Raw genomic sequence first — 12,845 nt, 5'->3', positions numbered from 1 at the left:
GCAGTCCGAGATCCAGATCGACCGCGACAAGGTGGCCGAGCTGCGGCTGAACCTCCAGTCCGTCGGGCAGGACCTGAGCGCGGCGGTCGGCGGCAACTTCGTCAACCGGTTCAGTGTGGGCGGGCGCAGCTACAAGGTGATCCCCCAGCTCATCCGCGCCGAGCGCCTGAATCCGGAGCAGCTCAAGGACATCCACGTCACCGGTCCCAACGGGCAGCTGGTCTCGCTCAGCACCATCGCCACCCTGCGCGATTCGGTCACTCCGCGCACGCTCAACCGCTTCCAGCAGCTCAATGCCGTGAAGCTCAGCGGAGTGGCGATGGTTCCCTTGGACCAGGGGCTCCGGTACCTGGAGGACGAGGCGGCGAAGATCCTCCCGAAGGGCTACACCATCGACTACACCGGCGAATCGCGGCAGCTGCGCAGCGAGGGCAACAAGTTCCTGCCCGCGTTCGGCCTCGCCGTCATCCTCATCTTCCTGGTGCTGGCGGCCCAGTTCAACAGCTTCCGGGATCCGTTCGTGATCCTCGCCGGGTCGGTGCCGCTGGCGATGTTCGGCGCCCTGACGATGACGTTCCTCAAGATGCCCAACCCGAACATGCGCTTCTTCACCGACGGGTGGACGACCACACTCAACGTGTACTCCCAGGTCGGCCTGGTGACGCTGGTCGGCCTGATCTCGAAGAACGGCATCCTCATCGTCGAGTTCGCGAACAAGCTTCAGGAACAGGGGCAGACGAAGGTAGACGCGGTCCGCAACGCTGCCATGACCCGGCTCCGCCCCGTGCTGATGACGAGCGTGGCAACGGTGTGCGGGCACTTCCCGCTCACGCTGGTGACCGGTCCGGGCGCCGCGGCGCGCAACAGCATCGGACTGGTGCTGGTAGCCGGGATGGCCATCGGCACCCTCTTCACGCTGTTTTTCGTGCCCGCCATCTACCTGCTCATCGCCCGCGATCACCGGGCGGAGGCGCTGGATACGACGGCGGCAGTGGGCCTGGAGTCGTCGGTTTGACAGCCTGAGGCTCCAGATCGTTCGGGACCTTACAGTGCGATAGGGGGCCGGACTCCTCTTTACGCGTTCGCATCACCAAAGAATGCGCAGGAGGCCGGAATGAAGCGGGTGGCATTCGAGACTGCGCTGGTCGTCGCGGTGATCGCGCTCTTCCTCGAGGTCATCCACTACCGGAACGCGGTGCTCGACGCGAACGTCGATCGCAACCGCGCCTGGAAGACGGTGGTGGAGCTGAAGAACCGGTGCACGATCACCGGGGCCGTGCGCTGACTCAGAAGCCGAGGGCAGCGAGCTCGCGCAGGATTTCCTCGTAGAGTCCCACCGCGTCGAATCGAAGCGACCACCCGACCTGTGCCCAGTGGTCCGCCTCGATCTCGCGAAGCACGTTTCCCCACCGCTGCGATTCCTGCGGGACGACGCCGTCGTTCCGGCCGCTGCGGGCGCTGAGGTACAGGTGCGACGGCCAGAGCAGCGGGTTGGTCTGCGACAGCCTGGTCGCGGCCACCACGCTGCAGTAGGCGACTCCATCGACGTCCGGGACCGCTTCGTTGAACCGACTCAGGGCGTCGGGAGCGAGATCGGCAAGCGCACGGACGCCGATCAAGCGTGACGTCGCCCGGGCCAAGGGGAGCTCCGCGAGCGGCGTCCCGCGGTGCGGCGCCCCGATGGTCACCAGCGACACCACCCGATCGGCGAGGCCGAGGCGCGCGATGGCGAAGCGCGCGTCGAGGCCGCCCATGCTGTGCGCGATCACGTTGAACCGCTCTCCCGGAAGGGCCCGCAGGAGCTCCACGAACGTTCCCGCCCGGACCGCGATCGGGGCCGCCGCCGCGACGCGCGGCCGGTAGAACTCCAGCCCCGGCACCGCGAGCTCCTCGGCGATGTTGCGGAAATACCGATGGCGTCGCCCGGCGACGGCGATCTCGTCGAAACCGAAGACGCCATGCGCCAGCACGACGGGGTGACGAAGGCGCGGAGCATGACGCGCTGGAACGCGCTTGCGCAGCCGCGCGCGCCGCACCCAGAGCAGGATGACGAGCACTGCAAGCGCGAGCAGCACCAGGGCGCCCGCGACGAGAACCATCACGCGCATCGGGCACAGCTTGTCACACCGGCGGCGCGATATGATTGGGCCATGGCGGTCGGCGCTCTCTCGCACGTTCGCGTCCTCGATCTGAGCCGCGTTCTCGCCGGCCCGTGGGCAACGCAGACGCTGGCCGATCTCGGGGCCGAGGTGATCAAGGTCGAGCGGCCCGGCGCCGGCGACGATACGCGCGGATGGGGGCCGCCCTGGCTCGACGAAGAAAGCGGTCAGTCAGCGTACTTCGTCAGCACCAACCGCGGGAAGAAGTCGATCACGCTCGACCTCGCGCGTCCCGAGGGACAGGAGGTCGTCCGCCGGCTCGCGGCGAAGTCCGACGTGGTGGTGGAGAACTACAAGGTCGGTGCCCTCGAGCGGTACGGGCTCGACTATCGCCGGCTCGCCGCGCTCAATCCGGGGCTCGTCTACTGCTCGATCACCGGATTCGGGCAGACGGGACCGTACCGCGACCGCGCCGGGTACGACTTCCTCGTCCAGGGGATGGGCGGCCTGATGAGCATCACCGGGGAGCCGGACGGCGAGCCCATGAAGGTCGGCGTGGCGATCACCGACATCCTCACGGGCATGTACGCAGCGACGGGGATCCTCGCTGCGCTCGCACAGCGCGAACGCAGCGGACGCGGCCAGCACGTCGATCTCGCGCTGCTCGACGTCCAGGTGGCGATGCTGGCGAACCAGGCGCAGAGCTACCTGCTCACGCGCCGGCCCCCGGGCCGCCTCGGCAACTCGCACCCCAGCATCGTTCCCTACCGCGCGTTCGCCACGAGCGACGGGCACATCGTCGTCGCTGTCGGAAACGACGGCCAGTTCGCGCGGCTCTGCGAGGTGGCGGGACTCCCGCACCTTGCCCGCGACGCTCGCTTCGCGACGAACGCCGGCCGGGTGCGTCACCGCGTCGAGCTGGAAGAGCTCCTCGGCCGGGCCATCTCGGCGCGGGAGAGCCGGCACTGGATCGAATCCTTGGAGGCGGCGACGGTTCCCTGCGGTCCGATCAACGATCTTGCCGAGGTGTTCGCCGATCCGCAGGTCGCGCACCGCGGGATGGCGATCTCCGCCCCGCACCCGCTCTCCGGCACGGTGCCGATGGTGGGATCGCCCATCCGTCTATCGGAGACGCCGCCGCGCGGCGACGTTCCTCCGCCGACGCTCGGTCAGCATACGACCGAAGTGCTGAAGGGGCTGCTCGGCATGTCCGACGCGGAAGTGGCGGCGCTGCGAGACGGCGCCGTGATCTGAATCAGCCTTCTCCTCCGCTGCCTCCTTCGGAGTAATCCGTCCGGCGCGGATCCGGCGGCAGGTTGAGGACCGGCGCCGGGAAGAGATCGACGATGAAGTCGACGATGTCCTTGACGGAGATGACGCCGACGGGGCGGCCCGCCTCGTCGGTGAGCGGCACGTGGCGGTATCCGCCGACGTGCATCAGCTTCAGCGCCCAGGCGATCCGGTCGTCGGGCCGGAGCGTCTCCGGGTCCGCGGTCATGTAGTCGGCCACGCGCTCCTCGTTCCAGTCCAGCGAGCGCAGCGCGACCTTGGTCAGCAGGTCCCGCTCGGTGAAGATGCCCGCGAGCTTTCCGCTCTCGTCGGTGACGAGAACGCAGCCGATGTGCTCCCGCTGCAGCGTTTCCACCGCCGCCTGCAGGGTCGCGTCGCGTCTGACGGTAATCGGTGGGCCGAGGCCGAGCGCCCGGATGTCTTCCATGGCGATCGCGCGCTCGATCAGGGGGCGTTGCGCATTTCCTTCCGGGCCGAATGCTTCCATGGGCCCTCCTTGGACGTCCCAAGCATAGCCGCAAAGGGCACCCCGAGGGGTCGCCGGCGGTTATCCTGCCTTCCGGCGGCGTCCCCGGCGGGGAGCGGAACGGCGCCGTTTCTCCATCTCCTCGTCCCAGATCACCGCTTCGACGTTGTGCCCGTCCGGATCCAGGACGAACGCAGCATACCCGTACTCATCGCGCGGTCCGGGAGCGCCGTTGTCCTTTCCGCCGGCCGCCATCGCCGCCCGGTAGAAGGCGTCGACGGCGGCAGCGCTCTGCGCGTGGAAAGCGACGTGCGTCGGGGTGCCGACCTTGCCCTTCGTCACCCAGAAGTCGTGGCGCCCGCCCTGGATGAATCCGAAAGCATCCCCGTACCGGCGGTCCATCTCGTATCCGAGCGGCTCCAGCGCCCGCTCGTAGAATTTCCGGCTCGCGCGCGAATCGCGGCAGCGAAGGCTGATGTGCTCGATCATCCCCGGTGCGTAAGCCGCGCCCCCGCCGCGCGCAAGCCTCGTATCCCGGCCCTGTAAGCCGTCATGCAGCCGACGTGGCCGGCGCACGCTTTTCGGCCGCGCTGTACACCCGGTCGGTCAGCCAGGTGAGCGCGAAGGTGCACGCCGCGAGCAGCGCCGTCAGGGCTGCGTATTGCGGCCAGGAACAGGCCTTTCCCCAGCGCGATTCGAACGAGAACCCGAAGATGCGGAAGAAGAGGAGCATCTCGTGGAAGAAGTAGCCGGCCAGCGACGACATCCCGAAGACTTCCACGAAGCGCACCGGCGCGGAGCTACGCCAGTTGCCGGGGACTCCCTGCTCGACGGCGAGCAGCGCGAGGGCGAGGAGGCAGACCTGCGTCCAGCGCCGGGCGGAGTTCGCCGGGTTCATCACCCAGAACTCGTGGGGCGGATAGAGCGCCGTGAACCAGGGAGTGAAGTGCCAGATGACGATGCCAGCGCCCGCCAACGCCGCCAGCCAGAGCGCGGCGCCACGAGGCCCCTTCTCCGCCGTGGCGGCACCGATCGCTGCGCCGAGGTACACGTATCCCGCCCAGGGCAGCAACGGAAACACTGCATCTCCGTGCTGGTTCAGGAACCGGTTCCACGGCGCGCCGAGCGGCTCCGCGAGCGGCGAGAGGCCGAAGACGGCGGCTGCGAGGGCGAGTGCTGCCCATCGCAGAGCGCGCGGGTGAGGGGCGAGGACGAACAGGATCGGCAGCGCCAGCAGCAGCGAAAAGCCGATGCAGGGCAGGATGTCCATCCGTACGATCCAGCGCGGCTCCCGGAAGATTGGAAACCACATCCAGTTCACGAGCGCGCCGACCAACAGCACCTCGGCAAGCCGGCGCAGCGTCTTCTTCATCCGCCGTCTGCGGGCGTCGGCGTCGCCGCTGGCGGCGGCGGCTCGCACCTGCGTGAGCGCCATCGAGAACCCGGCCGCCAGGATGAAAGCGGGGGCGACCAGCCCGTCCATCCATTGCAGGGCGTTGAACAGCGCTTTGCCGCGCAGCTCCGGGCGCAAGAGCGCCATCGCGTGCGTCTGGATCATGAAGAGCACCGCGATGCCGCGCAGCCAATCGATGGCGCGAATGCGGGCCGGCCTCGGAAGCATTCGTTCCTGTCTGGCGCGCCTGCGCCCCTCCAGCGCCATCGTGCCAGCGCTCCGCGCACACGTCTCTTTTCCGGTGGTAGGACGGCCGGTGGTAGCCCGCGCGCTCCCGCGGAGCTAGGCTGCGCCGCCGGGGTGAACCATGGCCGCTGGAATGACCGTCAAGAATGTGCAGCTCTGGATCCTGCATGGCACCGATCGCAAGGGGCTGCTCGCCGACACGCTCGAGCCGCTGGCCGCGGCGGGAGCAAATCTGCGGGTGGTAATGGGGTATCGCTATCCCGCCGAGCTCGACCGCGCCGCTGTGGAAGTCTTCCCGATCGAGCCCGCCGCAGAGGCCGCGGCGCGAAAGGCCGGCTTCCAGCCTTCAGACACGCCCTGCCTGCTGGTCGAAGGCGACGACCGGAAGGGCCTCGGCGCGGAGATCTCGCGGGCGCTCGCAAATGCAGGCATCAACATGGGCTTCCTGGTGGCGGAGACCATCGGCGGCAAGTTCTCGGCCGCCATCGGTCTCGCGACCGGCCAGGACGCCACGGCCGCGGCAAAGGCAATCGAATCGATCCGCCCGGCGCCGGCGAAGGCCAAAGGAAAGAAGTAGAGCTCCCTCAGCGGTCGAATCGCGGGTCGCCGATGCGCAGCTCGGCGAAAATGCCGCCGTGATCGCTGGGCCAGAGGCCTTCGACGCGAATCGCAGGATTCGTGCCCGTGACCGCCGCGGCGCGCGGTTCGAACAGGCCGCGTGTCAGGACGTAATCGATGCGCTGATCGAATACGCCACCCGGAATGGTGAGGTCCTCTCCAAAGCAGCAGGTGAGGCCCGGGTTCCCGGGATGGACCAGCGGCCAGACGTCTGCGAAACCAACACGCGCGAGAGCGGCTTCCCCTTCTGTTCCCGGCAGCGAGTTCAGGTCGCCCACGAGAATCACCGGGCGGGACGCGTTTGCCAGAATCGGCGACGCGGCGAGCTCGGCACCCTGTGCCGTCCGAATCGAGGGATCGAAGGACTCGAGGTGAGTGTTGACGAACCGCAATGACTCGCCGCGGTACTTCACGTCGACCGCTACGTACCCTCGCCTCAGCGGAAGCGGAAGCGGCCGCCCGAAGATCGGCAGCGGGAGGAGGAGCGAGTAGACCTCTTCGGCGACCTTCGTCGCGTGTACGTCTTCGCGGGCGAGGATCACGTCGTGATCGGTCGCGCGCACGTCAGGGCCGAGTACCAGCTGCCCCCCGACGACGGCCAGCGTCGGCGCCTCGACGTCGAGCAGCTCCACGCTGGCGACGGCACGGTACTTCACCCCGCGCGCCGCGAGGGCCGCCTGAAGCTCGGGAGCGAAGTCGTAAACGACCGTCTTCGCGGTGCTGTCGGGCGGCGTCTGCGTACGCCACGTGAATGCCTCCTGGAGGCCGATCAGCGCCGGCCGTTTGTTGGCGATTTCGTCCGCGAGCTCCTGCACTCGCAGGTGGAAGTTGTTCCGCTGCACCATTCTCCAAGCTGCCGTCGTCGCTGCCAGGAAGTCAGACTGTGTCTTCGCCGCGATGACCGGGCCGAGGTCCGCGCCCAGATACAGGTTCCGGCTCATCACGCCGATGACCTTGTTGCCGCCCGCCATGCTGTCGGCGGACAGGTTTGCCGAGCTGATCTCCGTCGCCGGGTCAGTCCGGCTTCCGCCGCAGCCGACGATGGATAGGACGACCGGCAGGACGACCGCGAATCGCGCGCGCATGCTTCCCCCTCTGATATTGACTCTCGCATAGACCCGCGCCGCCTTCAGATCAAGCTCAGGCCCCGAACGTGATCCCTTGCGCCAGCGGCAGGTCGCGCCCCCAGTTCACCGTCGACGTCTGACGCCGCATGTACGCCTTCCACGCGTCGGAGCCCGACTCGCGGCCGCCTCCGGTCTCCTTCTCTCCTCCAAAAGCGCCGCCGATCTCGGCTCCGCTGGTCCCGGCGTTCACGTTGGCGATGCCGCAATCCGATCCGGCCGGCGAGAGAAACTGCTCGGCCGATCGCAAGCTGTCGGTGAAGACGGCGCTGGAGAGGCCTTGGGGAACGGCATTGTGCGCGCGAAGCGCCTCGTCCAGGTCCTCGACCTCGAAGATGTAGAGGATGGGAGCGAATGTCTCCTCCCAGGCGATCGGGAAGGCCTCGTGGCGCGGCGCGAGGACCAGCGCCGGCTCCACGAAGTTCCCCGGCCACTCGAGCACCGTGCCGCCGCAGATCACCTTGCCGCCCTGCTCTCGGGCGGTCGCGAGAGCTGCGCGATACCGCTCGACCGCATTGCGCGTGATCAGCGGACCCATCAGGACGCCCGGCTCCAGCGGGTCGCCGATCCGCACGCTGCGATAGGCCGCAACCAGGCGATCGATCAATCCGCGCGCGCGTCCGCGCTGCAGGAAGAGCCGCCGGGTGCTGGTGCAGCGCTGGCCAGCGGTGCCGACGGCGCCGAAGGTGATGGCGCGGACGGCGAGATCGGGATCTGCGTCGTCGAGGACGATGACGCCGTTGTTTCCTCCCAGCTCGAGGAGCGCGCGCCCCAGCCGGGCGGCGACGCGAGACGCGACCGCCTTCCCCGTCGCGATCGAGCCGGTGAACGAGATCAGCGGGACCCGCGGGTCGTCGCAGAGCCAGGTACCCACTTCCGCCCCGCCCGCCACGAGATTGAATACGCCTTCGGCGCCGTGCTCCTTCGCCGCCCGATCGCACAGCGCCTGCACCGCGGCGCTGCACAGGGGCGTGAGCGGGGAAGGTTTCCAGAGACAGACGTCGCCGCAGACCGCCGCCAGCGCCGCGTTCCACGACCAGACCGCAACGGGGAAGTTGAAGGCGGTGACGATTCCCACCGCGCCGAGCGGATGCCATTGCTCCATCAGCCGGTGCTGCGGCCGCTCCGAGGCGATGGTGAGGCCGTGAAGCTGGCGCGACAGGCCCACCGCGAAATCGCAGATATCGATCATCTCCTGCACTTCGCCGACGCCTTCGGCGCGGATCTTTCCTGACTCGAGTGAAACGAGCTCGCCCAGCCCCTCGCGATGCTCCCGCAACAGCTCACCGAGGCGCCGCACGATGTCGCCGCGTTTCGGCGCCGGCCGCATCCGCCACTCCTCGAACCTGCGAAGCGCAGCCGTGACCCGCCCGTCGTACTCCGCACGCGTGATGGCGCGGATGCTGCCCTGCGCCTGACCGGTGGCCGGATTGACCGATTCCAGCAGCTGGCCGCCACCGTTCGCGGTGGCGCCGGCGCCGAGCCGGTCGAGGATGGCCTTCGCGCGGTCTCGCCCCATGGGCCGCAATCCTACTTCAGCCGGTGTCGCAAGGCGTCGGACCTCTTCCGATCGGCGCCCCGGCGACACAGCTTCAAGAGAGGGGGGTGTCGGTGAGGGATCTCCCGGCAGGGAAGAGGGTTGGCCTGTTCCTCGCTTTTGCGTCGCTCGGAGCCTGCGATGGCTCTGCGCGTGCGGCGAGATCCGCGACCGCAGATGCGCCGCCGCCAGACACGCGCGTCCTGCAGACCCCGGAACCGGGGCACCTCTACCATGGGGTCCTCCCCGCAGGGACGACGGAGCCGGACAGCGACATCTCGGCAGCGACGCTGGACGCGTACGAGCACACCGTCGGCCGCAGCGTCGCGTACGTCTATTTCTCGGACGACTGGTTCAAGTCGCGCGCATTCCCGGTTAAGACCTCGGCTTGGGTACGGAAGCGGGGAGCCATCCCCTTCATCCGCCTGATGATGCGTAGCCAGCGTCAGCCGCTGGTGACCGATCCGAGTTTCACGCTCGATCGCATCATCGCCGGCGAGTTCGACGGCGACCTCGCAGCGTGGGCCGACGCCGCCCGGAAATTCGGCTCGGCGCTCGTCGTCGAGTACGGCACCGAGGTGAACGGCGACTGGAATCCCTGGAGCGCGCCGTACAACGGCGGCCTCGACGTGGGTCCGGCGAAGTTCAAGGAGGCGTACCGGCACATCGTTGCGCTGATGCGGAAGCGCGGGGCGACGAACATCACCTGGGCGCTCCATTACAACGGTGAAAACTTCCCGCAGGACCCGCGCAACGTGCCGGCGTCCTATTATCCGGGCGACGACGTCGTGGATTGGGTGGGCATCTCGGCTTACGGCTCGGAACGATCCAACGACGACCGCTGCCCGGCCTTCCGGTCGCTGGTCGAGGACATGCTGCCACAGCTGCACGCTGCGACCCCGACGAAGCCGCTGTTCATCTTCGAATTCGGAATCACCAACAACAATCCCCGCTGCGCCGCCGCGCCGTGGGTGCGGGCCGCATTCGCGGATCTGCTCTCCGGCCGGTGGCCCGACGTGCGCGGGTTCGCGTGGTGGCAGGAACGTTGGAACAACGACGGTGCTTTGGGCAGCGACATGCTCGTGCAGGACGACGTTGGCGTCGCGGCCGCATTTCGCGACGCGCTCACCGGGTCGACCGCGCCGTCGGTCGTAGATGTGCCGCTCCTTCGGTAAGGCTACCTTGCGCGACTTCCGGCGAGCTTCACGCGTCGGGCGGCAGCGTGCTCATTTCAGCGGGCTGGCCGATGTCCGCGTGGTCTCGCGACTGCGCGCCGATCGCAAGCCGTGGGAAAAACAGGCTGGTGATCGCCGCCACGATCGAGATGCCGGCGATTGCCCAGAAGACGGTCTCCAGGCCGCCCTGCAACGAATTGGCGAGCGCGCGCACGACGGTGGGTGCGAGGCCGGCTCCGTGCTCGGGCCCGAGCAGGCGATCCGCTGCGCCTGGAGGGAGCGATGGGTCGCTGACGAGCGCCGCGGAAAGGATCGCGCCCAGCGCTCCGACGGCAAGCGTTCCGCCGATGGTACGCGCGAACATCGTGCTCGCGGTGGCCACGCCGCGCTGGCGCCACTCGACGCTGGTCTGGACGGCGATGAGCAGTGCCGTGTTGGCGAATCCCAGACCCACTCCGAACAGCGCGCTCATCGTCTGCGGCACGTGCAGGCTCGCTCCGGGGCGGAGCAGCAGCGCCACCGCCACGGCGGCAGCGGCCGAGATGGCGAGTCCTGAGCGGATCAGCGGGCGGTACCCGACGCGGGGCAGCGCCCGACCGCTGATCGCGCTGGCGATGGGCCACCCGATCACCATCGGGGTGATCGCGCTGCCGGCCTCCGTCGGCGATCCCCCGAGAACGCCCTGCACATAGAGCGGGACATACGTCACCATCGAGATCATCCCCGCTCCCACCAGCGCGCCGGCCAGCGTCGCCACACCGATCACCGGCTGGCGAAAGAGTCCGAGCGGGAGCACCGGCTCGACAGCACGGCGCTCGACGATGACGAACAGCGCCAGCAGGACGGCGGCAACGGGAAGGCCGATCGCGCTGGCGGACCCACCCTGCGCTCCGAACAGCAGCGCGCTGAGACCCACCGTGAGTAGCCCTGCTCCCGCCCAGTCCAGGGAGTGCTGCCGATGCGAGACGTCTTCGTGCAGCGCGATCATCAGCACCGCGGCCGCGGCGATTCCCGCGGGGACGTTGATGAAGAACACCCACCGCCAGGAGAGGTACTTGACGATGATCCCGCCGAGCAGCGGCCCAACCAGGCCGGCGACACCCCAGACCGCGCCGAACACGCCCTGCATGCGCGAGCGCTCCTCGAGGTTGTAGATGTCGCCGACGATCGTCAGCGTCGTCGGCTGCATGGCCCCCGCTCCGAGCCCCTGCACCGCCCGGAAGGCGATCAGTGTCCCGATTCCGCGCGCGAGGCCGCTGGCCATCGATCCGACGAGAAAGACGCCGATCCCGAAGAGCAGCACCGGCTTGCGCCCGTACAGGTCTGCAAGCTTGCCGTAGAGCGGGACGGTGACCGTGGAGGTGAGCAGGTACGCGGTGAAGACCCAGGAATAGAAATGGATCCCGCCCAGATCGCCGACCACAGTCGGCATGGCGGTGGAGACGACGGTCATCTCCATCGCCGCCATCGACAGGCTGAGGAGCAGCGAAACGACGGTGAGCGGCCGATTGGTCTTCAGAGAGGTCGGGTCCTACCGGTTCCGCTGATGGATGCAGAGGATGTTCCCCTCGGTGTCCTTGAACCATGCCGTCCGGTCGGAACCCATCACGCAGACGTGCCCGACGGTCTTCAGCCCGGGAAGATCGTAGTCCTCGAACACGACGCCGCGCTTCTCCATCTCGGCGATCTCGGTCACGACATCGAAGACCTCGAAGCTGAGCGCCGTATGCTCGGCCTTCGTGCCGTGCGGCTTGGGGATGAGCGCGATGGTCGAATCGCCGGCGCACTGAAAGACGAAGTTGCCGTCGGCGGCGAATCCGCGCGGGCTGAGGCCGAGCTTCCTCTCATAGAACCCGCGCGCGCGGTCCATGTCGATCACGGGAAGGATCGTGGTGATCGGAGCTCTCGTCAGCATGGGGACTCCTCCCGCCCGGCGCGCGAGAGCGCACTGGACGGACCCGGATCCGGATGATCGCTCCGACTCGAACGTCCTACTTGGAGGCGGTAAATCCCGAATCCGCGATGGCCTTGTCGAGATCCGCGCGCTTTGTCTTTGAGTCGTCGTACTTGACGACCACCTGGTTCTTCTCGCGGTCGGCGGAAGCGGACTCGACGCCCTGGACGGTCTTCAGCTTCGCTTCCGTCTTCGCGGGGCACTTCTCGCACTTCCAGCCGTTCACCTTGATGGTTTCGGTCTTCACGCCGGCCAGCGTGGCGGTGCTCAAGCCGAGGGCGATCGCAAACGCGAACGATGCGGTCTTCATGCCTTCCTCCAGAAAGAGAGCCGGCGCGGAGCTATGTCGCCCGGCGGCCGTGGTGTCAACCTGCGTTCGCTGGTTCCCGGGCCAGACGCAGCGCGTCAGACGGCGCAAAAAAGTGGGATCCAGATGTCGAACCACCCCCACGCCGTTCGTCGCCGGAATAGAAGCTTCAAAAACCCCACGGAGGCCGACGATGCGGTTCATGGTGATCGTGAAGGCGAACAAGGACTCGGAAGCTGGCGTTCTCCCGGACCAGAAGATCCTCGCCGAGATGGGCAAGTTCAACGAAGAGCTGGTGAAGGCCGGGGTGATGCTCGCCGGCGAAGGGCTGCAACCGAGCTCGAAGGGTGCGCGGGTCCGGTTCCAGGGAAGCAAGCGGACCGTCATCGACGGGCCCTTCGCGGAGACGAAAGAGCTCGTGGCGGGGTTCTGGCTCTGGCAGGTCAAGTCGAAGCAGGAGGCGATCGAGTGGCTCAAGCGGGCCCCCTTCGACGAGGGCACGGAAGTGGAGATCCGGCAGGTCTTCGAGACAGCCGACTTCGCGCCGGTCGATCCGACCGGCGAGCTCAGGAAGAAGGAGGAGGAGCTGCGCAGGACCATCGAGTCGAAGCGCCGTTGACCGCGCGATTCGGCCTT

General features: G+C 68.0%; 13 protein-coding genes and 1 pseudogene (1 of these 14 cut by a window edge). 5 read left to right on the top strand and 9 right to left on the bottom strand.

Features of this window, described 5'->3' with window-relative positions; all coding sequences use genetic code 11:
* Positions 1-1,015: pseudogene (locus E6J58_22215) on the top strand (multidrug efflux protein); it begins 2,045 nt to the left of the window's first position.
* Between the two features lie 271 nt (positions 1,016-1,286).
* Here the strand turns inward: E6J58_22215 and E6J58_22210 are convergent.
* Positions 1,287-2,108, bottom strand: coding sequence for a hypothetical protein (locus E6J58_22210; protein TMB32849.1), 822 nt, complete (start codon positions 2,106-2,108; stop codon positions 1,287-1,289).
* Positions 2,109-2,150: 42 nt separating this feature from the next.
* Here E6J58_22210 and E6J58_22205 point away from each other — a divergent pair, with 42 nt between their 5' ends.
* A complete protein-coding gene (locus E6J58_22205) occupies positions 2,151-3,353 on the top strand; it encodes a CoA transferase (protein TMB32848.1) in 1,203 nt (400 codons plus the stop codon).
* 1 nt (position 3,354) lies between these two features.
* Here the strand turns inward: E6J58_22205 and E6J58_22200 are convergent, their stop codons facing one another.
* The 3 genes from E6J58_22200 to E6J58_22190 all read right to left on the bottom strand — a co-directional run bounded on the left by E6J58_22200 (position 3,355) and on the right by E6J58_22190 (position 5,515).
* Positions 3,355-3,876, bottom strand: a complete 522-nt coding sequence (locus tag E6J58_22200; protein TMB32847.1) for a CBS domain-containing protein — start codon at positions 3,874-3,876, stop codon at positions 3,355-3,357.
* Positions 3,877-3,936: 60 nt separating this feature from the next.
* Positions 3,937-4,344: a VOC family protein gene (locus tag E6J58_22195; protein TMB32846.1), complete on the bottom strand. Its 408-nt coding sequence runs from the start codon at positions 4,342-4,344 to the stop codon at positions 3,937-3,939.
* A 61-nt stretch (positions 4,345-4,405) separates the two neighbouring features.
* On the bottom strand, positions 4,406-5,515 hold the full coding sequence (locus E6J58_22190) for a DUF1624 domain-containing protein (GenBank protein ID TMB32845.1): 1,110 nt from the start codon (positions 5,513-5,515) through the stop codon (positions 4,406-4,408).
* Between the two features lie 112 nt (positions 5,516-5,627).
* Here E6J58_22190 and E6J58_22185 point away from each other — a divergent pair, with 112 nt between their 5' ends.
* On the top strand, positions 5,628-6,071 hold the full coding sequence (locus tag E6J58_22185; GenBank protein TMB32844.1) for a hypothetical protein: 444 nt from the start codon (positions 5,628-5,630) through the stop codon (positions 6,069-6,071).
* A gap of 7 nt (positions 6,072-6,078) precedes the next feature.
* On the opposite strand, the gene E6J58_22180 is transcribed toward E6J58_22185, so the two are convergent.
* Together E6J58_22180 and E6J58_22175 are read right to left on the bottom strand one after the other, a co-directional pair.
* On the bottom strand, positions 6,079-7,197 hold the full coding sequence (locus tag E6J58_22180) for an endonuclease (protein TMB32843.1): 1,119 nt from the start codon (positions 7,195-7,197) through the stop codon (positions 6,079-6,081).
* Positions 7,198-7,252: 55 nt separating this feature from the next.
* Positions 7,253-8,755, bottom strand: a complete 1,503-nt coding sequence (locus E6J58_22175; protein ID TMB32842.1) for an aldehyde dehydrogenase family protein — start codon at positions 8,753-8,755, stop codon at positions 7,253-7,255.
* 92 nt (positions 8,756-8,847) lie between these two features.
* On the opposite strand from E6J58_22175, the gene E6J58_22170 reads away from it, so the two are divergent.
* Positions 8,848-9,948, top strand: coding sequence for a beta-mannanase (locus E6J58_22170; GenBank protein TMB32841.1), 1,101 nt, complete (start codon positions 8,848-8,850; stop codon positions 9,946-9,948).
* A 28-nt stretch (positions 9,949-9,976) separates the two neighbouring features.
* Here E6J58_22170 and E6J58_22165 read toward each other — a convergent pair whose 3' ends face one another.
* From E6J58_22165 to E6J58_22155, 3 genes are all read right to left on the bottom strand, one after another.
* A complete protein-coding gene (locus E6J58_22165) occupies positions 9,977-11,416 on the bottom strand; it encodes an MFS transporter (GenBank protein ID TMB32840.1) in 1,440 nt (479 codons plus the stop codon).
* Positions 11,417-11,479: 63 nt separating this feature from the next.
* Positions 11,480-11,863, bottom strand: a complete 384-nt coding sequence (locus E6J58_22160) for a VOC family protein (protein TMB32839.1) — start codon at positions 11,861-11,863, stop codon at positions 11,480-11,482.
* 76 nt (positions 11,864-11,939) lie between these two features.
* The gene (locus E6J58_22155; GenBank protein TMB32838.1) at positions 11,940-12,413 is read right to left on the bottom strand and encodes a hypothetical protein; all 474 of its coding nucleotides are present in this window, start codon (positions 12,411-12,413) and stop codon (positions 11,940-11,942) included.
* Between E6J58_22155 and E6J58_22150 the strand changes: the two genes are divergently transcribed.
* Entirely contained in the window at positions 12,403-12,828 is a 426-nt protein-coding gene (locus E6J58_22150; GenBank protein ID TMB32837.1) for a YciI family protein, read from the top strand. The two genes, E6J58_22155 and E6J58_22150, sit on opposite strands and share 11 nt — an antisense overlap.
* Positions 12,829-12,845: the final 17 nt, after the last annotated feature.

The organism is Deltaproteobacteria bacterium (assembly GCA_005879535.1).
In the GTDB taxonomy this organism is placed as follows: Bacteria; Myxococcota; Myxococcia; order Myxococcales; family 40CM-4-68-19; genus 40CM-4-68-19.
The sequence above is the reverse complement of the archived record's forward strand: the minus strand, read 5'-3'. Positions and strand labels throughout refer to the sequence as shown.